The organism is Rummeliibacillus stabekisii, assembly GCF_007988965.1.
Lineage (GTDB): Bacteria > Bacillota > Bacilli > Bacillales_A > Planococcaceae > Rummeliibacillus > Rummeliibacillus stabekisii.
The window spans coordinates 1,115,875-1,138,925 of the sequence record NZ_BJVD01000001.1; the positions used below are offsets into that span (position 1 = coordinate 1,115,875).

The 23,051-nt window shown below is 37.4% G+C and carries 26 protein-coding genes and 1 tRNA gene; 7 read left to right on the forward strand and 20 right to left on the reverse strand.

Annotated elements, in window-relative coordinates:
- Positions 1-35: 35 nt before the first annotated feature.
- Both RST01_RS05525 and RST01_RS05530 read left to right on the forward strand, forming a co-directional pair.
- Complete coding sequence (locus tag RST01_RS05525) at positions 36-422, forward strand: potassium channel family protein (RefSeq protein ID WP_066784496.1); 387 nt, start codon at positions 36-38, stop codon at positions 420-422.
- A 130-nt stretch (positions 423-552) separates the two neighbouring features.
- Positions 553-623, forward strand: a tRNA-Thr gene (locus tag RST01_RS05530).
- Positions 624-773: 150 nt separating this feature from the next.
- Here RST01_RS05530 and RST01_RS05535 read toward each other — a convergent pair.
- From RST01_RS05535 to RST01_RS05545, 3 genes are all read right to left on the reverse strand, one after another.
- A complete protein-coding gene (locus RST01_RS05535) occupies positions 774-1,064 on the reverse strand; it encodes a DUF2653 family protein (protein WP_066784491.1) in 291 nt (96 codons plus the stop codon).
- On the reverse strand, positions 1,052-1,531 hold the full coding sequence (locus RST01_RS05540; RefSeq protein ID WP_066784490.1) for a hypothetical protein: 480 nt from the start codon (positions 1,529-1,531) through the stop codon (positions 1,052-1,054). Before RST01_RS05540 ends, RST01_RS05535 begins: the two co-directional genes overlap by 13 nt.
- Positions 1,532-1,664: 133 nt before the next feature.
- A complete protein-coding gene (locus tag RST01_RS05545; protein WP_147194869.1) occupies positions 1,665-3,407 on the reverse strand; it encodes a bifunctional metallophosphatase/5'-nucleotidase in 1,743 nt (580 codons plus the stop codon).
- Between the two features lie 264 nt (positions 3,408-3,671).
- On the opposite strand from RST01_RS05545, the gene RST01_RS05555 reads away from it, so the two are divergent.
- Positions 3,672-4,058 (forward strand): PaaI family thioesterase, encoded by a 387-nt coding sequence (locus RST01_RS05555; RefSeq protein WP_236717725.1) that lies wholly within the window; start codon positions 3,672-3,674, stop codon positions 4,056-4,058.
- 149 nt (positions 4,059-4,207) lie between these two features.
- Here the strand turns inward: RST01_RS05555 and RST01_RS05560 are convergent, their stop codons facing one another.
- From RST01_RS05560 to RST01_RS05585, 6 genes are all read right to left on the reverse strand, one after another.
- On the reverse strand, positions 4,208-4,810 hold the full coding sequence (locus RST01_RS05560; RefSeq protein ID WP_184117518.1) for a competence protein ComK: 603 nt from the start codon (positions 4,808-4,810) through the stop codon (positions 4,208-4,210).
- 310 nt (positions 4,811-5,120) lie between these two features.
- Positions 5,121-5,459: a DUF5658 family protein gene (locus RST01_RS05565; RefSeq protein ID WP_147194875.1), complete on the reverse strand. Its 339-nt coding sequence runs from the start codon at positions 5,457-5,459 to the stop codon at positions 5,121-5,123.
- Between the two features lie 121 nt (positions 5,460-5,580).
- Complete coding sequence (locus RST01_RS05570) at positions 5,581-5,970, reverse strand: hypothetical protein (RefSeq protein WP_147194878.1); 390 nt, start codon at positions 5,968-5,970, stop codon at positions 5,581-5,583.
- Positions 5,971-6,125: 155 nt separating this feature from the next.
- Positions 6,126-7,580, reverse strand: coding sequence for a methyl-accepting chemotaxis protein (locus RST01_RS05575; RefSeq protein WP_244946656.1), 1,455 nt, complete (start codon positions 7,578-7,580; stop codon positions 6,126-6,128).
- 199 nt (positions 7,581-7,779) lie between these two features.
- Positions 7,780-8,430 (reverse strand): C40 family peptidase, encoded by a 651-nt coding sequence (locus RST01_RS05580; protein ID WP_147194883.1) that lies wholly within the window; start codon positions 8,428-8,430, stop codon positions 7,780-7,782.
- A 367-nt stretch (positions 8,431-8,797) separates the two neighbouring features.
- Positions 8,798-9,055, reverse strand: coding sequence for a hypothetical protein (locus RST01_RS05585; RefSeq protein WP_147194886.1), 258 nt, complete (start codon positions 9,053-9,055; stop codon positions 8,798-8,800).
- A 160-nt stretch (positions 9,056-9,215) separates the two neighbouring features.
- Here RST01_RS05585 and RST01_RS05590 point away from each other — a divergent pair, with 160 nt between their 5' ends.
- Complete coding sequence (locus tag RST01_RS05590; protein ID WP_066784462.1) at positions 9,216-9,845, forward strand: LysE family transporter; 630 nt, start codon at positions 9,216-9,218, stop codon at positions 9,843-9,845.
- Positions 9,846-9,897: 52 nt separating this feature from the next.
- Positions 9,898-11,154 carry an MFS transporter gene (locus RST01_RS05595; protein WP_147194889.1) on the forward strand — a complete coding sequence of 419 codons (1,257 nt, stop codon included), beginning with the start codon at positions 9,898-9,900 and terminating at the stop codon, positions 11,152-11,154.
- 41 nt (positions 11,155-11,195) lie between these two features.
- Here the strand turns inward: RST01_RS05595 and RST01_RS05600 are convergent, their stop codons facing one another.
- The 3 genes from RST01_RS05600 to RST01_RS05610 all read right to left on the reverse strand — a co-directional run bounded on the left by RST01_RS05600 (position 11,196) and on the right by RST01_RS05610 (position 12,125).
- A complete protein-coding gene (locus RST01_RS05600; RefSeq protein ID WP_371859438.1) occupies positions 11,196-11,462 on the reverse strand; it encodes a YqhV family protein in 267 nt (88 codons plus the stop codon).
- Between the two features lie 118 nt (positions 11,463-11,580).
- Positions 11,581-11,856 (reverse strand): hypothetical protein, encoded by a 276-nt coding sequence (locus tag RST01_RS05605; protein ID WP_147194895.1) that lies wholly within the window; start codon positions 11,854-11,856, stop codon positions 11,581-11,583.
- A gap of 29 nt (positions 11,857-11,885) precedes the next feature.
- The gene (locus tag RST01_RS05610) at positions 11,886-12,125 is read right to left on the reverse strand and encodes a hypothetical protein (RefSeq protein WP_147194898.1); all 240 of its coding nucleotides are present in this window, start codon (positions 12,123-12,125) and stop codon (positions 11,886-11,888) included.
- 149 nt (positions 12,126-12,274) lie between these two features.
- Here RST01_RS05610 and RST01_RS05615 point away from each other — a divergent pair, with 149 nt between their 5' ends.
- Positions 12,275-12,649 (forward strand): hypothetical protein, encoded by a 375-nt coding sequence (locus RST01_RS05615; RefSeq protein WP_147194901.1) that lies wholly within the window; start codon positions 12,275-12,277, stop codon positions 12,647-12,649.
- A gap of 104 nt (positions 12,650-12,753) precedes the next feature.
- On the forward strand, positions 12,754-13,578 hold the full coding sequence (locus RST01_RS05620; protein ID WP_147194903.1) for a hypothetical protein: 825 nt from the start codon (positions 12,754-12,756) through the stop codon (positions 13,576-13,578).
- A gap of 43 nt (positions 13,579-13,621) precedes the next feature.
- On the opposite strand, the gene RST01_RS05625 is transcribed toward RST01_RS05620, so the two are convergent.
- The 8 genes from RST01_RS05625 to rbsD form a co-directional block, all read right to left on the reverse strand.
- Positions 13,622-15,049, reverse strand: a complete 1,428-nt coding sequence (locus RST01_RS05625) for an aldehyde dehydrogenase family protein (protein ID WP_147194906.1) — start codon at positions 15,047-15,049, stop codon at positions 13,622-13,624.
- A 269-nt stretch (positions 15,050-15,318) separates the two neighbouring features.
- Positions 15,319-16,728 (reverse strand): efflux RND transporter periplasmic adaptor subunit, encoded by a 1,410-nt coding sequence (locus RST01_RS05630; protein WP_147194909.1) that lies wholly within the window; start codon positions 16,726-16,728, stop codon positions 15,319-15,321.
- 15 nt (positions 16,729-16,743) lie between these two features.
- Positions 16,744-17,406 (reverse strand): hypothetical protein, encoded by a 663-nt coding sequence (locus tag RST01_RS05635; protein ID WP_147194912.1) that lies wholly within the window; start codon positions 17,404-17,406, stop codon positions 16,744-16,746.
- Positions 17,407-17,560: 154 nt separating this feature from the next.
- A complete protein-coding gene (locus RST01_RS05640) occupies positions 17,561-18,559 on the reverse strand; it encodes a nuclease-related domain-containing protein (RefSeq protein ID WP_147194915.1) in 999 nt (332 codons plus the stop codon).
- Between the two features lie 730 nt (positions 18,560-19,289).
- Entirely contained in the window at positions 19,290-20,210 is a 921-nt protein-coding gene (rbsB, locus tag RST01_RS05645) for a ribose ABC transporter substrate-binding protein RbsB (protein WP_147194918.1), read from the reverse strand.
- 11 nt (positions 20,211-20,221) lie between these two features.
- Positions 20,222-21,178, reverse strand: a complete 957-nt coding sequence (gene rbsC, locus RST01_RS05650; RefSeq protein ID WP_221297946.1) for a ribose ABC transporter permease — start codon at positions 21,176-21,178, stop codon at positions 20,222-20,224.
- The gene (locus RST01_RS05655; protein WP_147194921.1) at positions 21,144-22,640 is read right to left on the reverse strand and encodes a sugar ABC transporter ATP-binding protein; all 1,497 of its coding nucleotides are present in this window, start codon (positions 22,638-22,640) and stop codon (positions 21,144-21,146) included. Before RST01_RS05655 ends, rbsC begins: the two co-directional genes overlap by 35 nt.
- Before the next feature lie 17 nt (positions 22,641-22,657).
- Positions 22,658-23,047 carry a D-ribose pyranase gene (gene rbsD / locus RST01_RS05660; protein WP_147194924.1) on the reverse strand — a complete coding sequence of 130 codons (390 nt, stop codon included), beginning with the start codon at positions 23,045-23,047 and terminating at the stop codon, positions 22,658-22,660.
- Between the last annotated feature and the right edge of the window lie 4 nt (positions 23,048-23,051).

Below are 23,051 nucleotides of genomic sequence, written 5' to 3' on the forward strand. Positions count from 1 at the left end.
TTCAATGAATAATAACGAGGAGGAATTCTTTCACTTTGATTTCATTTATCCTAACACTAAAACGACTGCTAGAAGCTTTGTATAAATCATCAAAACATCCTTTATTTTTATCGCTTATTACTACCCTATTTTTCATCATTCTGTCAGGCGTGTTATTTTATACACAAAAAGAAGGCTGGGCCGTTCTAGACGCCATCTATTTCTGCGTTGTGAGCATTATTCCAACCGGCATCGATACCAACCTTTCCCCTGAAACAGCGATAGGAAAAGTATTCACTATGTTCTATCTTATCGTTGGAACAGGCACAATGCTCCTAACACTCATACTTTTGGCCAAATCGACCATCAATAATGATGATGATTTTAAGAAAACCTTTAAAAGTGGAAAGTGGAAACGCGAAGGACAAGAGGAAGAAAAATAATTCATTTCTTCCCAGTTGCATTGGAGAAGAATAAGTCAAGATAATGCTAGGGCATTTTTGAATTTCACTTAAATCATGAAATCTGAATTAAGAAAATAAAAGTGCTATACTATTGTTGTAAATAACTGTTGCCGACTTAGTTTAATGGCAAAACGGTGGTCTCGTAATCCACTGATAAGAGTTCGATTCTCTTAGTCGGCATATTAAAAAACCGACAACTAATATAAATCTTAATTTGAATTTGTACTATCCTTCAATTGATAATCTAATAAGGCTCTTAGCCCCTTATTACGTCTTTTCCATTTCCATAAAAAATAAAAGCCATCCAATATTATTGGATGGCTTTATTTCTTATTCTATAACGGCAATCATGCCCTCTTCATCATCAATTTCTAATCGGATGCTTGCTGCATAAGGATCTACGTTCGTTTCTTCCTGTAAGTAGGCGCGGATAGCGGACAACATGTTGGCTACACGATACGTATCTTGTCGATTATTATAATATGCATCGGCAGAGTAGCCTTCATCGTCATCAAAGCAAAGCTCGATCTCTACATTTTCGGGCATTACATTGATTTGGCGTGCATGGTATACGCATAATGCGTTAATTAATTGGTCCTCTGATAAGACTATTGTTTCCATACATTTCGGTCCTCGTCACGTTTTTTGTTGCCGCGGAACATTTGGAAAACTTTCATGATTAACATAATAAGTACCAAGATGGCAATAACATTGATTAATAAACCAAATAAGTTGCCCATTGCACCCATATTGCTAAGCATTCCGCCAAATAAAAGTCCTGCCAGTCCTCCGAGCATCATGCCACGCATAAATCCGCCCTTTCTTGGAGTTGAATTAGCAGTTTTTGATTTGTTAGTTTTGTTGTTAAAGCTTGAGTTTTTGTTATCTTGTGTATTTCGATTTGTATTGGATTTATTGTTATTGAAAATAGAATTATTGGAATTACCGTTTGAATTAAAACCTCTTTTGCCTGATTTGTATCCTCTTGCATCAGCTGTGATGCTAAAATGGTCTGAAACAACAGGCCCTACAGTTGAGAAAGCAAGAGTAGCTGCAAATAAAGCTGCCGCAAGTTTTTTAAATTTCAATTAAATACCCTCCATTAGTGTGTAATTAATATTACTTACTCTTATCTTATCATTTTCCTTACCTTATATGAAATGAAACGCTAAGGCAAAAAAATCCTCCTGCTTTTATAGCAAGAGGATTTTTATTAGTTTGTTAGTCCACTTTTACATTACGAACTTCTGTTGGCTCATCAATAGTTTGTTTACCTTTTAAGTAGTTGATGAATGCATCAGTATCTACTTCGATTGTTTTATCATTTGTTGCTGTTGTGAATGCTTTGAAGTTATCGCCACCTGTTGCGATAAAGTCGTTAATTACAACAGAATATGTTTTTGCAGGATCGATTTTTTCATCTGTATCTCCTACAAATACATCTACAACTCCTTTTGAATTATACGTATAGTGCAAGCCAGATACTTCTAAGCCATAACCACCTGTGAATTGTTGGTTGATTGCTTCTTTAATATTAGCACCAGTCATGTCTACCACTTTCAAGTAGTTGCCGAATGGTTGGACTGCTTGCGCTTTACCCCATGTAATAACATTTTTGTCTCCGTCTTTAACTGTAGTAAGGTCAGCACGGATACCACCAGAGTTTGTCATAGCAAAGTCAGCATTGTAGCCTAGAGCTTTTGCTTGGCTTAATTGTCCATCAGTTACTAAGTTACCGACTGGAGAACCGCCTAGTGGATGAGCGACACGGTCTCTTGTAATGGATTCAAATGATGCTGTTGCGATTGGCGCATCAATTTTCTCTTTTACTAAAGATTTCGCTTCATTCACAATGCCATTTACCTTCTTAGATACTTTGTTGCTGTTGATTTGTTCTTCAGTTGGCAAGTAGTTATATTTTACAATACCAGATGGTGTTTTAATAAAGTCTTTTGTCTTTTTGCTAATTTTACCTGTTACAACTGAATAAGCTTTACCAAATGATTTTGCCTCAATAATGCGTGTATTTTTGTAAACGCCATTAGCAAAGTTGTGATCATGGCCGCCGATTACTACGTCTACAGAGTGTTTCGGATCGATTTTTTCAAGCTCTTTCAGCATATCCACTGTTTGGCCTAAAATTTTCTCTTTTCCTTGTGTTTCAATTGATGTGTCTGCATCTGTGTTATAGGCACCTGAGTGTGCAACTACGACGATTGCATTTACACCTTGTTTACGCAAAACTTTTGAATATTTTGCGATTGCTTTTGCCGGATTTACCACTTCGATATTCTCAACGTGTTTAGATAGTACTACTGTTTTAATGTCTGGTGTAACGACACCGATAAATCCAACTTTAACTCCACCATATTTTTTCACTGTATAAGGTTTGAAGCCACTAAGGATTTTCTTAGACTTTTTATCTACAATGTTGGAAGTTAGGATCTCCATATTGCTTTTAGTCAATTTATAATCTTTTACTAATTCATAGTTTTGTGTTGCTTCAGTCGGTGCAAGGCCGTTTAAAATTCGTTTGAATTCATCGATTCCCTCATCAAATTCATGGTTACCTAGTGCTCCAACAGTAAATTTAATTGCATTGGCTGCATTCATTGTTGGCTCGTCTTGAAGTAAGCTTGAATAAGATGGACTTCCGCCTACTAAGTCGCCTGCACTAATTCTGTAAGTATTTGCAGCAGCTGTTTTTAATTTGTACTTCTTAGCAAACGCTGCTTTTTCTTGCTCAAAGTGATACGCAAGAGCTGGTGCTCCTCCGATTGGTGTGCCATCAGTAGCTTTATAACTCTCTCCGATATTACCATGCATATCATTGATAGATAGAAACTGTACTGGCACAGTTGTTGGTGCTTTCGGTTTTGCTGGCGTTGTTTTGGCAAAAGCTGACATAGGCGTCATTAATAATGCAGCAGCCCCTAATGTTGCGACGATTTTTGTTTTAAACACTCTCTACACTCTCCCATTTTATATGTAAGTTTGTTTCTTCTTCATTGTATAGTCTGCTATATAACAATACAATACTCAAAATTAAAAATAATATAATAATAGCATGTAAGACTATTCAGATAATACTATATCATCATTTCAAATAAATGAAAGCGCTTTTTTATTAAAAATTTTGAAGAATTTTGCCTAAATATGATATAATTACGTAGAACTTATAGTTAGATGTGCCTGTTAAAATTTGGGGAGGAATTTATTTTGACAACAATGAAATCTGTTCAACAACGTTTTGAAGAAAGTCCTTTTTGGCAAACACTTGGACTTGAATATATACATGCTGAAGATGGAATTGCCGAAATTGCCTTTGACTATAAAAAAGAACTAAACAATGTGGTGGGTACAATGCACGGCGGTGTCTTCATGTCAGCTCTTGATACTGTGATGGGCATTGCAACACATACGCTTGGTTTTAAAGATGTAATTACTATTCAACTAGAAACGCGTTTTTTAAAGCCGGTTACACACGGTCGTGTGAAAGGGCTAGCGCGTATCATTTCGCAAACCCGTTCAACAACCATTGTAGAAGGCCGTCTCTATGACGAAGAAGATGAACTCGTTGGATTTGCAACAGGTACATTTAAAGGTAGTAATTAAGGATAGAGATGCCCACTCTTTTAAGAGGTTGGGCATCTTTTTATATGTCTCTATTGTAGGTAAAGAGGATCCGATATACTTTACTATTCTGGCTTTTGAGCTTGTCTATCTCCCTATTCTGCAAGTTATACTGTACAGTTCATTATGTGTTAAGGTACTAAGTTCGCTTCGCCTTCATCGTCACCTTTAACCTTTTGTTTTGGTTTTCTATTAATTTGATAGTTGATACTATTCTCTTCTTTAATAATCTCGTATTTTGCATAGTTTCTCTTTTCTTTTGGAGGGATTCGCATATAAAACGTATAGTATTCTATTTGCGCTTTTAATGCGCATGCACGATTCATTCTCCGTTCAAATGTACTTACTGTAATATCCATTATTAATTCGGTTCCACTAGTAAAAGTAATAATCGTACCTAAGCTACCGTATGCACTGTACCTTTTTATATGGTTAAGTGCTAACCATATGCAGCCATCTTTCTTTGGCGAGAAAACGGGAAACCAGACTCTTTCGTTAATAGTGACCGGATGCATCTTAACTTTACCAAGAATATGCTTTGTCCCTTGTCCAGCCCCTGTTAAGCTAGAGCCTGAGAATTTTAAATTGGCGTCCATAATTTCGATTGGATTTAAATCGCTTAGTGTAACTCCCCCTAATTCCATAATTTTAGTTTTTACCTTCCCCGTCGCATTCTCGTAAAATGGGATAAGTGCAAGCGTTTCAATAGATAAAGCGTAAACATGTTTAATCAATTCATTTCCCTCCTCATTAATAAAATAAAAGCGATAAAACAAAATTTCCCGCCATCAAATCAAACATAATTTGTAAATTCGACATAATTCAGGATAATTTTATATTATATTATTACTATTAAAATCCGATGTCAAATAAACATATTTTCCTATTAAATTCACTATAAAATCCCTTTTTTCTCTCAAAAACCTGTTAATTAGCGGTTTTGTTATTTTACACTGTTAAAAGCTGATTAACTTTTTTCATTACTTTCTTAACTTAAACGGCCTAAATCACCTTAATTTTAACCAACCAAAAGGCTAAAATTATTTAAATAGAAAGTGCCAATACACTCACAATCCAACTAATATGCATAAGAAAAACAATACTATAGATAACAAGCGCTGCTCTTAAAAGTAGATTTATCAATAAAGTAGCCCTCATCTTACTTAGAATAACAATGAGAGCTACAGGCAAAGCTAATTTCATTAAATAAAAGGCTATTTTACTCGAGCTGTATATCCAACTCATTAAAGGATTGGCTTCGCCAATAATATGATTGCGTAAGCCTATGTCTGTTAAAATTGTATCTAACAAGCATAATATGAATAATATATAAACATTAATAAATTGCCGTTTACTATCGGGCTGTGTTATAGATTGTTCCACTAAAACTCCTCCTAAATTGCCAATGTTGAATAAGTCTAAGGCAAATAGAAAGGTTTTTATTCACATACGAAAAAGGACTGGCCAGAAAAATTCTGTGCCAGCCCTTTTACTTTATATTAACTTACATCCATGGATGGCCTGGGTTCCATTGTTGCCATTGTTGGTGATGGCCATCATGATGCATTGGGTATGTTTGCCAATGCTGTTGTGTTGGACGCCAATGGCGTTGACCGGATTGCCAAGGATAGGATTGATGGTATCCATGATGCATTGGATATCCATGGCCCCCATGACCTCCATGACCTCCATGGCTTCCATGATGTCCCATATTCCAGTTGCCGTGTTGTTGATGTTGCATATGTCCATAGTTTTGATTCCAATCATGCCCCTGTCCCCATTGATCGCCAGAGTGCCACCCACCATACTGTTGACTCATTTGTGACATCCATGGGTTATACTCCATATTTTCCCTCATGTAATTAACGCCTTGCCCATCAAAAGGTTGAACCATTCTCTAAACACTCCCTTTTCATTATTCCTTGTATCATATGGTCAAATGACTAAGGCATTTGGGCCTTTATACCAATAGATTAACAATGGGTAAAGCATATCGGAAAAGAACATTTCTTTGACCAATAAAAAAACCAGCATTCGCTGGTTTTTCATCTATAGTTGTGTTGCTGCCTCGTATGTTTCCACGAGATTATTGGCCGTTTTTTTCTGGTCATCTGCTAGCATACTTAGTGTAGCATTGAGCTCTTCTAATGAAGCAGTGCTTCCCTCAATAATTGTCGCAAATTCATTTGTATTCGCTTCAATAGTGCCTGTCTTGTCCTCAACACTTTTAATTTCACTTGCTACTACTATCATTTGCTGATTCAGGTTTTGCATAGCAGTATATAAATGATTAAACGCATTTACTGACTTTTCTACAGTTTCCACTTGTTGCTCGACACGTTTTGCCCCTACTTGTAATTGGCTTAAAGTACTTTCATTGTATGTGTTAACATTACTTAGATTTTCATCAATTTTCACTAATGTATCTGCAGTAGTCGAGGCCAATTTACGGATTTCTTCGGCTACAACAGCGAAGCCCTTCCCATATTCACCGGCACGCGCGGCTTCAATAGAAGCATTGAGGGCCAACAGATTAGTTTGTTCTGTAATCCCTTTAATCGCAACTGTGAATGTATTGGTTTCTTGTATTTTAGAAGTCAGCGTTTCAACGGATTGAGAAAGTTGTTGGAAAAATCCAGAGAAATTATCGATTTCATCCTTCATTTCTTTCATATTTTTCGCACCCTGTGTTGCTTGTTGACCAGCTTCCTCTGTTTCATTTTTAGCGCCTTCTACCGAGCGTCCAATATCGAGTACCGTTTTGTGCATATATTGGATATCTTGTGCAATATCATTGATCCGATAATTCTGCTGTTCTGCTCCAGCACTTACCTCACTCACTGCCCCTAGCCTCTCTTGATATGAAGTAGTGGTGTTTTCGAAAGTATTTTTAATATCGTTTAAATTAGAAGTTATTGTACCGACTGTTGTATTCAGCTTATTCGAAGTATCTTTTTCCTTTTCTGCCTGCTCATGTACTGTGCGTAAGTAGCCCAACGCTTGGTCGAGCACTCTACCATTTTGCAAAATTTGTAGATACAATCCAATAATCATTAATAAATAAACTAATACGACATTGGCCAATTGACTATGTATATCTTCATCTTGAAAATTGATATAGTTCATATAAATTGTCATAAGGCCGAGGATTACTCCGGTAAAGTAAATCTTTCGATTAGAATGAATACTTGCCACTATAATTAAGAAAAAGCTTAAAGCAATAGTACCTAGTGTTGATTCACCTTGGCCAAAAATCAAAGTCATACTAATTAGAAATATCATGGCAACAACAAAGTATGGGAAAGCAATTTTTAGCGCATTAATTTTTTTCTGTGCAAAATAAGCGGTTATAAAAAGTAAAAAAGATATTCCCAAACTAATCCTTACCAAATTTGTTGATGACAATATAAGCTGCGCAATTGTGCCTAACCCAGAGCAAATAAAGACCATTAAAAATAGGTAAAAGTTTTTCTTTTGAAGGTCTTCCCATTTCAGTTCATCCATCGTCAAATTTCTCACTTCCTCAGCGATTAAGTAAAAATTCCTGTTATCTTAAAAGATAATTAGGCCTTTTTTCATCATTATTATAACAGCGTGAGATTCAACTTTTCAATGTAAAATGAAAAAAATTACAGACCTTACCCTTAATTATGTCAAAAAAACCATTTAGCTTTTCAACTAAATGGTTTTGGTTTATATCAAATTATAAATGTCTGTAACCAGCAAAGTGTTTTTTCCAGTAAGATTCATTCACAGAGCTAACTTGAACCTTTGTACCGCTTGCACTAACAAACTTGCTGTTGCCCATATAAATACCGATATGTGAAATTCCTGATTTATATGTATTTTTAAAGAAAACTAAATCGCCAATACGAGGTGATTTGGTTGCAGATGAACGTGCATAAAAACCTTGGGCATTTGTGCGCGATACAGAGTATCCTGCTTTTTTATATGCATAGTAAATAAGTCCGCTACAATCAAAACCGCTTTTTGACGAGCCGCCAAAAACGTATTTTATCCCCTGTTGCTTAAGAGCAATTGCTAGAGCCTTGGAAGCTTTAGACGAGGATGAAACGCCTGCAACACTTTTGCTGACTTTTTTCGTAGCTTTCTTTTTAGCTTTTGTTTTTTTCACTTTTAATTTTTGGCCTACATATATTTTTGTAGACTTCATATGATTTAATTTCATAATTGTTTTGTATGAAATATGATATTTGCTTCCTATTTTAGAAAGAGTGTCGCCTGATTTTACTTTGTATGTAACTGTAGCTGCTGATGCGGTTGTTTCTTCTCCCACGGTTGTAAATAGCAGTGCCGAACTTAGTGCGATTGCTGTTAGTAATGGTTTTCTCATTTAATATTCTCCCTTAGTTGAATCAATCTCATAAGTCTTTTTAATAGCATATAGACGAACAGTAATCTGTTCTCCAGACAGAACTTTCAGCGATATTAGCTTACTCTCTATATTGCTTCATTTCGCTAGGCTTCCAGCTCGATCGCATCCCTTAGAAGATGCCGTATCCGTAATACTATCAATACTCTTTTTAGTGAAATTTTATTATGAAATTAACTCAGTTATTATCTTTATTAGTTATATTTATTTTTTGTAGTTATTTATTGAACATGTTCATTATAAGGGGTGAATATGACAAGAATATGATAAGGAGAACAAATTTATATTACAAAAAGGCTCGCATCTTATTTAAGAAGCGAGCCACTCACTATGAATAAAAATGATTTCCGTCGATCATTTCTTTCGCTTTTTTTGATTTGTCTATTCTATGATACTCTGAAATTTGGATAACTCGTACATGCCCCGTAAAGAGTTCATGATAAATACCTCTAGAATCTGTAAAGTGGATGTATTGATCTCTTTCACTTTGGATTAATGCTTCTGCTTCTGCTTGCGACTCAACAAAAATAAAACGTCGCACATAATGTTCTTGGTCAAAAAAGTAAGTCACTTTAAATTCCTTCATCAACAAACCTCCTTTTTTCTCTTATGTGTAAGCATATCCATCCTAGGCCATACTAAAACTTTAATCGCTCGGTTCCTCCTTAGAAATTTTTCCACTATTAGTCGTAATGGTTGTCTCCGCTGAATAGGATGTAAGACACCACAAAACGGAGGAAACCACAATGCACTCTTTTTTCCCTTATTTCTTTTTAGGCATATCTTTGGCCGCGCCGATTGGACCAGTTAAGGCAACACTGCTAAACCTTGGGATAAAAAATGGTTTTTTTCATGCCTGGTTTTTTAGCCTTGGCGCCATCGCAACTGACATGTTGTATATGTTATTGGTTTACTTTGGTATTGGGCATTTTATTGAATTTCAAGTCGTCAAAACCATTCTTTGGTCTTTTGGCTGCTTCGTCTTATTGTATACAGGGATTGAAAACTTATTAACCCTCCATAAAGTTAAACTTAATACCAACTTTAAAAAGGTCACAAGATTAAGACATTCATTTCTATCTGGTTTCTTCATCGCCCTTTTAAATCCTTTGACCATCCTTTTTTGGCTTGGCATTTATGGTTCTGTATTAGTAGGCGGTTCTGGGAAACTTGAGAAATGGGAAATTATTTTATATAGCTTAGTGATATTGCTTGGCATTGTATTGGTAGACCTTTTTATGTCAAGTATTTCAAGTGGCTCTCGAAAAGTCCTTTCTACGAAGTTTTTAAATGGCATCTCAATCGTTTCCTCTTTGTCTATGATTGGCTTTGGTATTCACTTTGGCTACCAAGCATATCAAGCCCTGTTTGCATAAAAAAGTACAATACGGAAAACCTACCTCTAACAAATAAAATTGAGGTGTTTTCATGGGGAATACGGAAAAAGATGATGTGAAGGTAGGTTTTTGGGCGATATTCAGCTTAGCTTCCATCCCTCTAGTCATGACGCTCGGCAATTCGATGTTAATTCCTGTATTGCCGATTTTAGAAAAGAAAGTTGATATTTCTTCCTTCCAATCAAGTATGATTATTACCAGCTACTCTATTGCAGCCATTCTGTTTATCCCAGTAGCTGGTTATTTATCGGATCGATTTGGACGAAAAATCGTTATTTTGCCATGTTTAATTTTAGCTCTGATCGGCGGATTAATATCAGCCATCGCCTCATGGAAGCTGGATAGCCCCTACATCATGATTATTATTGGACGAGTCCTTCAAGGTATAGGCGCAGCGGGGGCCATGCCTATCGTTATTCCTCTTGTTGGAGATCTTTTTAATGGCGATGAAGAAAAGGCTACATCCAGCCTTGGCATTATTGAAACATCTAATACATTCGGTAAAGTGCTAAGTCCTATATTGGGTTCCATTTTTGCTGCTTTTCTGTGGTTTTTACCCTTCTTCTCGATTTCTTTCTTCAGTTTAATTTCCATCATTTTAATATTCTTCTTCATTAAAGTCCCCAAGGAAGAGGACGAGCCTGTCGCCTTCAAAGAATTTGTATCCAACGTTAAAGAAACATTTTCAAGAGAAGGTAAGTGGCTGTCTGTTGTCTTTTTAAGCGGTATATATGTCATGCTTGTGCTATTTGGCATGTTATTTTTCCTGTCTGAGGTTCTGGAAAGCACTCATGATATCAAAGGTGTGAAAAAAGGATTTATCTTGGCCATTCCGTTATTGATGCTATGTATCGCCTCCTTTATTACGGGTAAAAAAGCAAAGGGCGAAATTAAAGCATTGAAAAAGCTGATTTTGATTTCATTAATCATCACCTCTGCGAGTATTGCTTTTATTGGTTTTTTAGAGGATCATTTAATTTTCCTTTTGATCGTTGCAAGTATTGCCAGCATTGCTCTTGGCTGCTTGCTACCTGTACTAGATGCTATAATTACTCAGAATATTAAAAAGGAAGAACGCGGTACAGTTACCTCCTTTTACAGTGCCGCTCGCTTTATTGGCGTTGCTGCTGGCCCACCCGTCATGTCGCTTGTAATGAAAAACTATTTGAATCATAGTTATATCACCGCTAGCATATTAGGTTTGATCTTAGTATGGCTTGTCGTTAAATTGATTAAAGCGGAAGAGATTGGTTCAAAAAATAAAAACTTGGAACCAAAGACAGAATAAAAAAGGACCAGATTCTCTTGAATCGGTCCTTCTTTTATCATTCATTTGGCATTCATACTGATAAGAATTAGAGTAACGCCAGCAAATAGGCAGATCATGCGCGTCATAGAAATCTTATCTGCTAGCCCAAACATGGCAACGGCCGTAGTAATAATCAGTACAGTAGGTCCCACTAACGCTAGCATTGTATTGATATAAAACGCCTTCTCTAGATTGTTGAACCTAAACATAAATAATGCGGCCATAATTTCAAGACTTCCTGAAAACAGGCGCATCACAACCATAATTAATACGGATTTATCTATAATTCATCATCCAATCTTCCATTTTGTTTCTATATTTCACTATATGTCTGATGTGGACAATTTATATTTACTTTTTAAAAAGCATATGAAAAAGCCTCCGTTAATGTTCGGAGGCTTTAACCTATCTGTTGCTGTACTTTTCATCTAACATGTCAAAAATTTCTTTATAGCTAGGACCAGAAGCGGCATTTAACCTTTTGACTTCCTCAATATCCGTTCCAGTCCATGTATACTTTTTTGGCGTTTCCGGGTCAATCATATTGCCATTCGATTGTGTATCTGTCCATTCATGATTTGCTACTATTTCTTTTATTTCATTGTAAGATGGTCCAGACATCGCATTTTGCCTTTTTACTTCCTCAATGTCTGTGCCCACTTCAGTATATTTTTTATTCATCTGTTGTCTCTCCTTTCATCTTTGTTTATTCACACATCTGTGGATTGAGGTTGATCAGGTTCTCCTTTAGCTTGATGTTGACTAACACCACCGGATGAAAATAAGGGGGGATTCTCATAATCGACTGGATGACTATAGGCAGATGTCATCGTTCCGCCATACTGTCCTACAATCGTTTTGATTGCATCACTTGTGGCTTCAACCTGCGAATTTTGATCGTATACTTTCTTAAAATCCAATGATTTTTTTGAATGATTGTCTAAACTCAAAAGATCACCTCCTATTTTTTTAGGTTTCCTCAAAAAGTGCATTTTATCCGGTTTTAGAGAGCTGTCGATTTCTATCCTGTTGATTGATTAAATTTGTATAATTTTGTCCATAATGATCCTAACGATTGTTTATAAAGGTGGAATTATGTATGTTGAAAAAACTAATCAGTATAGCACTTATTTGCGCCATATCTTTTGGAGCAGGCATTTATTATACATTGAATACATCATCAACTAAGTTTCTAGATTGGAACAAAAATAGTGTAGAATTATTTGCCGCTGCCCCAGCCACAATTTCTTCTGTATTCGATGACGTCAAACTTGTGTTATCCACATCAATGAATTTTATTGATAATCAACTAGACAATCTCTTCCATGAAGATAAGGAGAAAGAGACAAAACTGATAAAGTATATAGAAAAAAATCATGATAACCCTATAAAACCTGTGGATGACTCTCAAAAAATTGATGTCGACAACGAAGAAATCGATCCAATGCCTGCAGATGGCGGAATGGGTATATAAAAAAAGCTCCTATTGTTTGGCTACAAACAGAAGGAGCTTTTTTGTGAATAAATCAAACTTCTAACCGATAATTAAACTATAATTTATCAAAAAGGAGTTCAATTATGATGAAAAATCTGAGATTATTACTACTTTTAGTAGTTGCTCTTATAGCTATGCAAGTATCAGCTACAGCCAAATCTAATCCAGTTCATACATTACAGCTAAGTAAGCAATTAAAAGCGAAGACACTTTTTTATCCCTACAGAGACCCAGCAGGTGTAACGGGCTCAAAATCAAAGGGATTACAAGGCATCACAGTCGATGAGCATCAACAATATTATCTCACCTACTCAACAGGTGATAAAACGAGGTACGGGTATATTTATAAATATAGCTCCAAAGGGAAGCTTTTGAAAAAAAGTGAACGTCTCACGATTGGACATGGCCAAGCTATTGCCTATAAAGATGGCTACTTATATCAATTAGCAGATATAAGCGGACAAAGCCGGTATACATTGCAAAAAATCAATGTAAAAACATTTAAAGTGGAACGCAAATGGCTGGTTCCGTCGACAATCCATCCCAATGTTATTGCTATGTTGGATAAAAATACAGCAGTTGGCGTTTCCAAATCCGGCAATGGTTATGACCTCAACACGATTCATTTAGGAAAAGGAAAAGAGGCTGGTCGTGATTGGCGAGAAAAGGTACACATTAACGGACTTGTCGGAACAACCCCAGGTAAGGAAGTACAAGGCTTTGCATATGGCAAGGGGAAATATTATATCCTTTCAAATGGCGAATATATGATAGTGAATCCTGATGGAAGCCAAAGCCAGAAACTACGGTTGAACACCAATAGAGAACCTGAAGGTATGAGTATTACGAATAGCGGAAAAATTGTGATGGGCTTTAATAAATTGAATGAAATATTTATTGAGATGTAAAAAAACATCCAAGTTCTATTACGGAACTTGGATGTTTTTTATATTATGATGGCATACCGATAATCGATTTAATTTCTAAGTATTCTTCGATTCCGTATGCGCCCCATTCTCGGCCGATACCTGATTGCTTATAGCCGCCAAATGGAGCAGCAAAATCAGCTGGTACTTGGTTTATAGTGATGCGGCCTGCTCTGATAGAAGAAGCCACTTTTAATAATGTGTCTTTATCTTCACCGACAACATAACCTGCTAATCCAAAAATGGTATCGTTCGCAATCTCAATGGCTTCATCAAGAGTTTCATAGGTTAGGATAGACATTACTGGACCAAAGATCTCCTCTTGAGCTATGGTCATATCATTTTTCACATTCGCGAAAACAGTTGGCTTTACATAATAGCCTTTGTCTAATCCTTCTGGTTTGCCCGTACCACCGACAACAAGTGTGGCACCTTCAGATTGCCCTTTTTTAATATAATCCTGTACTCGATTATATTGTTTTTCAGATACGAGTGGCCCTAAGTATGTGCTGCGGTCATACGGATCTCCAACTGGGAATCCTGGAAGAACCTCTTTAACTGCCTCAATGAACTCATCTTTCATTGATTGTGGAATTAACGTACGTGTCGCAGCTGCACAGACTTGGCCTGAGTTGGATAAAATATTGCCAACTGCAATTTTTGCAGCTTTTTTCACATCATAATCATCAAGAATAATGAGAGGAGATTTCCCACCAAGTTCTAATGCCACTTTTTTTATCGTTTTTGCGCCATTTTCAGTAATTTTTTGGCCGACAGCCCCTGAACCTGTAAATGAAACAAAGTCGATATCAGGGTGAGAGCTAATGCCATTTCCGACAACTTCACCTGTACCGTTTACAAGGTTAAATACTCCTTTTGGTACATTTGCTGCTTCAAAGATTTCTGCCAATATAATTGCAGCAAAAGGTGTTAGCTCAGAAGGTTTTAAAACAACTGTACTTCCTGCCGCAAAGGCACTTGCAAGCTTTGTAGAAGTTTGGTTAGTTGGGAAATTCCAAGGTGTGATCAGCCCAGACACCCCGATCGCCTCTTTTGTAATAAGAGTGGAGCCTCTTTTTTCAGTGAACTCTAAAGCGTCAAGCTCTTTAGCTGCTTGTCTAAAGTGAGAAAGCCCCATATTGTAGTGTACTTTTTCACTCATTTTTATCGGAGCACCAAGTTCTTGTGTGATTGTTTCTATAATATCGTCTTTGCGTTTTTCATATTCATCCGCAATTCGGTTCAGTAAATCAATGCGTTCTTGCTTTGAAGTTTGTGAAAAAGAAGGGAAAGCCTCCCGTGCAGCAGCAACAGCTTTATCTAGGTCTTCCTCTGTCCCACTACTGATTTGGCCAATTACTTCCTCCGTTGCAGGATTAATGACATCAATTGTTTCGCTTCCTGTAGATGCAATCCATTCGCCATTAATAAAATGCTCTAATCGAGATTTCATATTTATCGCTCCTTTTTCAAATAATAAAGGGGAAATGAGATGTTTCACTACCTCCATTTATTCCCTTTCTTCGAATATAGCATAAATAAGATAGATCTATAAAGGATGAGGTCCTGCATAGCAAATAGTATCCATATTTGTCGTATGATCTTCTCGTTTATTTAAAAGGAAAAGTCATTATACGACAAAATAGTCACCTAGCATCAATCGACAAAAGATGCATAAACAAAAAAACTGTAGACGAGGTTTGACTCGCCTACAGTTTACTATTATTCAAAAAGACCAATAAGGATATATTTTGCCTTTTGAATAGAAGGTAACGCTTTGATATCCTTTTTATTCAAATTCTCTGATTTACTTGGTGTAATAAACGGAGATGGATCAGAAACTTTGACGTTTTGTTCATTTGTTACGATTGTATCCTTTGTTAGAATGCCTTCGATAACCTGATTTTTTTTCTTATATGATACACCTATTTGAATCGGTTGTTTTCGGACCATGCCATTTTTCGTCATTTGGTATACATAATACTTTTTATTTTCTTTTTCAATAGACTTTGATGCAATCACAGGCACTTGAAGAGCTTCAGCTAACGTTACCTGCATATCCATTTTTGTACCGAGTAACAACGGTTTTTCTTTTTCAGTTACCGTCGATGCCTCGTTATTTAGGTTTACCTTTGATTGTTTGTCTGGATTTTTCGCAGCATCCGTGTTGCCACTTGTTTCTGTGGTATTTTCTTCAGCTTCACTTGTGATTCTTGTTGGCTCATCAGTTGGTGTATCCTCTATTGCACTGTTGTCACTTTCATTTCCTAATTTAACCAAAAAAGAATACATAGGTTCTTTTTTTGCTGTTTTATAGTCAGGAATAGCGATAACTTGCGATACTTCACCTGTATAATACTGATCCAACAGCGGTGAATACAATTTAACCGCTTGTCCTTCTTGAACTTCATGCACCCGCGTTGCAGGCAAGTTACCCTTTACCGCTGAACTAGCAGAGGCAATTGTAATCATAGGATCCTGCAGTTCTGGGTTAATATTTGTTACTTGCCCATCAACTGGACTCACTACATTTAAATCTTGTAATTGCTCATCAATCCTAGATAGTTTTGCATCGTTTTCAGTTAGAGTTGCTTCTAGCTTGCTCTTTTCCGTTTGAGCGGCGGCTATTTTTTGTTGTACATTGCTATCAATAATTGGAGAGGTATCTATATTTACATCTACTTTTACTTTTTTGTTTTCTGTTTCGGTTTTTGCTGTATCCACTGGAGCTTGTTGTTTAATTTGCTGCAATTCTGTAATTTCATTTTCCACACTGCTCATCTCGCTTTGCAGCCGTTCTTTCCGGTCTTCTAATACTGCTTTTTTATCCTCCAATTTTTGCGCATCATACACAAATAACGGGGTTCCAGCAGTCACCGTTTCGCCCTCTTTTACAAGGATTTTATCTAATGAACCCTTGCGTTTATCAAAATATACATGCGTTTCAGACTCTGGCTCTGTCACACCTTTTGTATAAAATAATTTTTTCACATTATCTTTTTCTACTCTTGTCCAGTCTCGAACATTAATTGTTCTTTCAGCTTTGCTATTTTCTTTTAAAAGAAGATACACATTGCATAGAACAAACACAATGGCCAATACGGCAATAATCGACTTGCTCCACTTCTTCAATTTTTCCAATCTCCTTTAGAAAAAGAATTCTATCTTCATATAAGATATGAAACCTGCAAAGATCCAATAAATCACATATAGTATCACATTTAGTACGAATAGCGTTTGCTTACGTCCTTCAATTAACTTCGTTAGATAGAAAAATGATAAGAAGAACATCGCTACCCGGAATATAGTAAGTTCACTTAAAAAGTCTATAGCAATCACATTCGAAGTGATATATTGTGCGATGACGCCAAATGAAAAAACATTTGATGCAGACCCAATATTTAGTCCCAAAAATAATGGAATAAGGAGGATTTTCTCAATAAGGAAAATTCCCAATACATTCATTTGCATAATCATCATTTTGCGGAACTGTCCATTGGCAAAAGCCACATAATATAAGCTGCTTAAATACAAGAAGATGGTTGGAATGATAAGGGCTTGCAGCAGCTTTCCTATTAAGAAAAGTTGCTTTCTCGCTTCAAAGGCGGAATCTGTGAGCGTTGGTAGTTCCTTCGAGATGGATTCACTCCCAATACCAAGCGAGCTACCCACCATGTAGATTAAAATACTTGCCAGATATAATAAAATAATAGAAAGACGATAACGTTTATAATGCTCTGCTTCCGCTAACATTTCTCTATAAACAGCGGGCGTAAAAATCCCTCTAAACGGGTTTATCCTCAGTATCATATTTTTTTTCTCCTTTAATCGCATCCTTCTTCAAGATTCATAGAATGAAAATGAAGAAAGCCCTGTACGAGAGTCTCAAACAGAGCAAGAAAATCTGCGAATATACTGCACATTCTTTCTTTTATTTTAGATAGGAATGTAAAAGATTGCAACTTTATTTGGGGGATTTTTCAAGTAATTTGTTGAAAAGAGGCTGATTATATCGATAGATGTATTTTCTCGACCGGGTATTCCCGTTTTGTAGGAGACTTGTCCTACTAATTAATCTTGTAATCGATTTTTGTGAACAATCTTGAAGGTATTTTTTACATTCCTCGTGAGTGATAGAAGATTTGAAAAGTAAAAACCAATCGAGCAATGCATTTTCTGTTGCCTGTGGTATTGTTTGTTCACATAGATTACAAAGCCACGTCCTCTGGGTTTGGCGTATACCTTTACCGCCGCATTGACACATGACACCAGTTTGCAAATGACTAAGGGGGATATGGTATTTTTCTGAAAGAGGAAAATGGTTATACGGATGCTGCTCTTCTTTCAATTTAGATATGATGGCATATAATTGTTGGGCAGAGATGAAGTGGGGTTGTTGTTCTAAGGATTGAAGATATAAAGGGATTTCTCTTAGACCGAGCAGTTTCTCTTGCGTTGGGGGCGTCTCGAGTAACACATGCTCGTTTGGCAAAATGATTGCCTTGTGGATGGGAAGGTCCAGGTTAAAATGTTGTTTTAGCCAATAATTTAAACTATCCCCAGCTCTCTTCACTTGCATCTGTGGGCATGGGTAGCTAAAAACTTTTCCATTTAAATTTTGATGTAGCGAATAAGGATTTTCATTAAACTTTAGATGACCTTTTAAGTTCTTAACTTCCAAAATACATATAAAACTACGCGTTATGATGAGTGTATCAATCTCTATTTGCCTATTCTGCGATACTCTTAACTCTACATTCGGCAAAATATAGTGAATGTTGGAAAAGTGTGTCTCTAATATGGCCCGATCAACTCTCTTTTCACCGCTAAATCCAATCTTGATATTCTCAAAATCTCGAACAATTTCAGCTCGTTTCGAAGAATGTTGACTGAGGCGAATCAATAACCGTCGATATGCAGTAAAGAGTAATGATTTTGTTCTACCTTCTATAATGTATATCATCTCCTAACTTATTCATTATATTACCACTCCTTAAATATACTTCAAGTTATTTTAAAAGTAGTTTGATAATGGTGATATTTATGAATTGGTTACACTTGGCTTTTAGGTTGGCTTTATTAGGGGCACTCGAGGACTTATTCGGGTCACTCACCTTGATTCCGGTCACTCGTAGGGTCATTCGGGTCACTCACTCCCTTTTTAAGGACACTCGTCCACTTATTCGGGACACTCGGGAGCCTATTTGGGTCACTCGCCCTGATTGTGGTCACTCGTAGACTCATTCCGGTCACTCACTCCCTGATTGTGGTCACTCGTAGACTCATTCCGGTCACTCGGGAGCCTATTTAGGACACTCGCTCTGATTGAGGTCACTCATAGTCTCATTCGGGTCACTCACTCCCTTTTTGAGGACACTCGTCCACTTATTCGGGACACTCGCGAGCCTATTTGGGACACTCGCCCTGATAGAGGTCACTCATAGTCTCATTTGGGTCACTCACTCCCTTTTTGAGGACACTCGTCCACTTATTCCGGTCACTCGGGAGCCTATTTGGGACACTCGCCCTGATTGAGGTCACTCACTTCTTGATTCCGGACACTCGCGAGCCTATTTGGGACACTCATAGTCTCATTCCGGACACTCGCTTGCCTCTTTCATACACTCATCCTAATTCCCCCTCTCCAATAAAAAAATCACACTTCAAATGAAGTGTGATTTTCTATGCCGCTCTTATTTCTTAATTAGTTCTAAGTCAACTGGAATATTTTTCTCTACTTTTTCACCTTTTAGGGATTTAACAGCTGTTTCTACAGCAATTTCGCCAATTTCTGTTGGTTGTTGTGCGATTGTTGCTGCTAACTTGCCTGATTTTACAGCTTTTACAGCATCATCAGTAGCGTCAAAGCCGACTACTTTGATTTTTTTGCCGGAAGCTTCAATTGCTTCTAGTGCGCCTAAAGCCATTTCATCATTATGAGCGAATACACCTTTAATATCTGGGTTAGATTGAAGGATATTTTCCATAACTGTTAGACCTTCAGAGCGGTTAAAGTTAGCTGTTTGTTTTTTTACTACATCTAAGCCTTTATCTGCTACTTTATGGAAGCCTTCTCCTCTATCGCGAGCTGCTGATGAACCTGCTACACCTTCAAGCTCAGCTACTTTCGCTCCATCGCCAATCAATGATTTCAAATAGTCGCCTGCCATTTCTCCACCTTTAACGTTATCGGAAGCTATATGAGCTACAACTTTACCGCCGTCTGATGAACGGTCAACTGTGATAACTGGAATTTTTGCATCGTTTGCTGATTCGACTGCAGATGCTACTGCTTCTGAGTCAGTTGGATTGATGATGATCAGGTCTACATCTTGTTGAATTAAATCTTCTACGTCCGAAGCTTGTTTCGATGCATTATCTTGTGCATCTACTACTGTTAAATTTACATGTTCTTTCTTCGCTTCTTTTTTCGCGCCATCTGATAATGTAACGAAGAATGGGTTATTTAGAGTTGAGACAGACAAACCGATTTTCATATCGTCATTTGATTTTTTCGAGTCTTTTGAAGCTGAATCATCACCATTTGGTGACATAGAGCAAGCTCCTAGTAATAATGATGCTGATAACGCTAGAGTCCATGATAATTTTTTCATTTTTATCTCTCCTATGCTGTTTTTTTACGATCAAGTAGTACTGCGATTAGAATGACAATCCCCTTCACGACTTGTTGGAAGAAGGATGAAACGCCAATTAAGTTTAAGCCATTATTTAATACGCCGATAATTAGTGCACCGACTAATGTGCCGAAGATCCAGCCACGTCCGCCTGTTAAAGAAGTACCGCCTAATACAACTGCCGCAATGGCATCTAATTCATAAGATTGGCCTGCTGTCGGCTGTGCTGAATTTAAACGAGAAGTAAGAATTAAAGCAGACAATGCAGCAAGCATACCTGTTAGTGCATATACCGCGATGGTGATGCGGTCTACATTAATGCCAGACAAACGGGAAGCTTCCTCGTTACCGCCAATTGCGTACACTCTGCGGCCGAATGTTGTTTGTTTTAAAATAAAGTAAAGAACAATGAATGCCACGATCATAGTCACTACTGGCACAGGGATTCCAAATAAATACCCTTTCCCGAATAGTTGGAATGCCTGCGAATCGCCTAGACCTGAGACCGGTTTACCATCTGTATAAACAAGTGTTAGACCGCGGAAAATAGTCATAGTGGCAAGTGTTGCGATAAATGGTGCTACTTTACCTTTTGCGATAATAACCCCATTGATAGCTCCAAGCAATGCACCTAATAGTAAACCAATAAGCATAGCTAAAAGTGGATTCATACCACCTGCAAGTAAGCCTGCACTAATAGCTCCTGTCAGCGCTAACGTCGAGCCGACCGATAAATCGATTCCGCCTGTTAAAATGACAAACGTCATCCCAAATGCGATTAAGGCACTGATGGATACTTGGCGCAGAACATTAAAAATATTTGTAGCTGTTAAAAAACTAGGGCTCATAAATGAAATAATAATGATGATTAAAAGAAGTCCTAGCAATGGTCCGAGTTTTTGAATTAAATCTTTAGATTTGGACAACTTTGTCACCTCCAGTGGCATAATACATAATTTTTTCTTGCGTCATATTTTCCTTTGTTACTTCTCCTGTAACTTTTCCTTCATGCATAACGAGCACGCGATCTGCCATGCCAATTACTTCTGGTAGTTCAGAGGAAATCATTAAGATTGCGACACCTTGCTCAGCAAGGTTATTAATAATTTGATAGATTTCTTTTTTAGCCCCAATATCGACTCCGCGCGTCGGCTCATCCAGAATCAAGATTTTCGGTTCATCGCCTAACCATTTAGCAATGACTACTTTTTGCTGGTTTCCACCACTCAAAGACTTGGCTGTTTGCATAGGGCCTGACGTTCGAACACCAAGCTTTTTGATTAAATCGCTTACAAAACTCTTTTCTTTTGTCCGATTGATGATACCCATGTTTGAAGCTTTGTCTAGGTTGGTAAGCAACACATTGTCTTTTATTGAAAAATCAACAACTAAACCTTCCGATTTGCGGTCCTCTGTCACATATCCAATACCATGTTTTTTAGCGTGAAGCGGATTCGTGATTTTTACTTTCTTGCCGTCAATGAAGATTTCGCCTTTTGCCATTTTGCGATATCCAAAGATGGCCTGTGCTACCTCTGTACGCCCAGCTCCCATTAATCCTGCGATGGCAAGGACTTCACCCTTACGTAGCTTGAAATTAATATCCTCACAATAACCATCTCTGGTAAGACCCTTCACCTCAAGCTTGACGTCGCCTATTTCAGCATGGCGTTCTGGAAAACGTTCACCTAGCTCACGTCCAACCATCATTTTGACAATCTCATCGAAAGTAGTTTCTTTAATCACTCGAACACCGACATATTGTCCATCACGTAGGATCGTAATACGATTGCAAATCGCAAAGATTTCTTCCATACGATGTGAAATATAAACAAATGAAACGCCTTGTTCTTGTAGCTTGTGAATGGTCTTAAATAGTGTTTGAATTTCACGATCTGTTAAAGCTGCCGTCGGTTCATCCATAATAATGACCTTTGCCTTCGTTTCAATTGCTTTAGCAATTTCAATAATCTGCTGTTTCCCAACAGAAAGTAGTCCAGCTGGCGTTTTGACATCTATATCGAGCCCTAATTGGCTTAAAATACGTGAAGCTTCTTTGTTCATTTCTTTCGTTTTTAAAATGCCTGTCCTGCCAAGGGTCTGCTCATTTCCTAAGAATAGGTTTTCCGCAACCGATAAATCTGGCAAAATATTAAGCTCTTGATGGATGACGGCGATGCCTAGTGCTTCTGCTTCTTTGGGAGATTTAAAGTCGACTTCTTGTCCATTCACTTTGATTACGCCTGCATCCCGTTCATAAATGCCTGTCAAAATTTTCATTAGAGTTGATTTACCTGCTCCGTTTTCACCCATCAACGCATGGATTTCTCCGTCCTCGAGAGAAAAATTAACGCCTTTTAACACGACATTTCCGTTAAAGGCTTTATCAATGCCTGTCATTTCAATCATTTTGTAACACCGCCCTTTTAAAAAATCACACCTGATTGCAAAAGTATATTAGCGTATGGTGTTGCCTCTCCAGTGCGGATAATAACTTTGGCATTCACCGATTTTTGTTTTAATTGTTCATGGCTGACCTTTTCTATTGGACATGGAAAAGGCGTTAGCTGACTATAAAGCTCCGCATTTTCTGCGTCCATTTCTGTTGCTATCCAAGCTTTTTCTGCTTTGAAATCACCAAGCACAGTTTCGAGTATGTCTATGAAACTAGGTTTTCCCATTTTATAGGCAAGGTCAATGCATGTGACTCCGTCCGGAATGGGCAGACCGCAATCAGCAATCATGATGGTATCTGTATGACCGATCTTTGCGAAAATACCTGCCAGCTCCCGATTTAAAATTCCTTGTTTTTTCAAACTG

What these genes read in the sequence shown, in the direction of transcription:
- RST01_RS05620 (WP_147194903.1), top strand. Translation starts at nt 12,754, where the DNA reads ATGATGAAAAATCTGAGATTATTACTACTTTTAGTAGTTGCTCTTATA.
- RST01_RS05635 (WP_147194912.1), bottom strand. Translation starts at nt 17,406, where the DNA reads ATGATACTGAGGATAAACCCGTTTAGAGGGATTTTTACGCCCGCTGTT.
- RST01_RS05595 (WP_147194889.1), top strand. Translation starts at nt 9,898, where the DNA reads ATGGGGAATACGGAAAAAGATGATGTGAAGGTAGGTTTTTGGGCGATA.
- RST01_RS05590 (WP_066784462.1), top strand. Translation starts at nt 9,216, where the DNA reads ATGCACTCTTTTTTCCCTTATTTCTTTTTAGGCATATCTTTGGCCGCG.
- RST01_RS05575 (WP_244946656.1), bottom strand. Translation starts at nt 7,580, where the DNA reads ATGGATGAACTGAAATGGGAAGACCTTCAAAAGAAAAACTTTTACCTA.
- RST01_RS05655 (WP_147194921.1), bottom strand. Translation starts at nt 22,640, where the DNA reads ATGATTGAAATGACAGGCATTGATAAAGCCTTTAACGGAAATGTCGTG.
- RST01_RS05580 (WP_147194883.1), bottom strand. Translation starts at nt 8,430, where the DNA reads ATGAGAAAACCATTACTAACAGCAATCGCACTAAGTTCGGCACTGCTA.
- RST01_RS05555 (WP_236717725.1), top strand. Translation starts at nt 3,672, where the DNA reads ATGAAATCTGTTCAACAACGTTTTGAAGAAAGTCCTTTTTGGCAAACA.
- rbsC (WP_221297946.1), bottom strand. Translation starts at nt 21,178, where the DNA reads ATGCCACTGGAGGTGACAAAGTTGTCCAAATCTAAAGATTTAATTCAA.
- RST01_RS05535 (WP_066784491.1), bottom strand. Translation starts at nt 1,064, where the DNA reads ATGGAAACAATAGTCTTATCAGAGGACCAATTAATTAACGCATTATGC.
- RST01_RS05570 (WP_147194878.1), bottom strand. Translation starts at nt 5,970, where the DNA reads ATGGTTCAACCTTTTGATGGGCAAGGCGTTAATTACATGAGGGAAAAT.
- RST01_RS05615 (WP_147194901.1), top strand. Translation starts at nt 12,275, where the DNA reads ATGTTGAAAAAACTAATCAGTATAGCACTTATTTGCGCCATATCTTTT.
- RST01_RS05585 (WP_147194886.1), bottom strand. Translation starts at nt 9,055, where the DNA reads ATGAAGGAATTTAAAGTGACTTACTTTTTTGACCAAGAACATTATGTG.
- RST01_RS05625 (WP_147194906.1), bottom strand. Translation starts at nt 15,049, where the DNA reads ATGAAATCTCGATTAGAGCATTTTATTAATGGCGAATGGATTGCATCT.
- RST01_RS05605 (WP_147194895.1), bottom strand. Translation starts at nt 11,856, where the DNA reads ATGAATAAAAAATATACTGAAGTGGGCACAGACATTGAGGAAGTAAAA.
- RST01_RS05640 (WP_147194915.1), bottom strand. Translation starts at nt 18,559, where the DNA reads ATGATATACATTATAGAAGGTAGAACAAAATCATTACTCTTTACTGCA.
- rbsB (WP_147194918.1), bottom strand. Translation starts at nt 20,210, where the DNA reads ATGAAAAAATTATCATGGACTCTAGCGTTATCAGCATCATTATTACTA.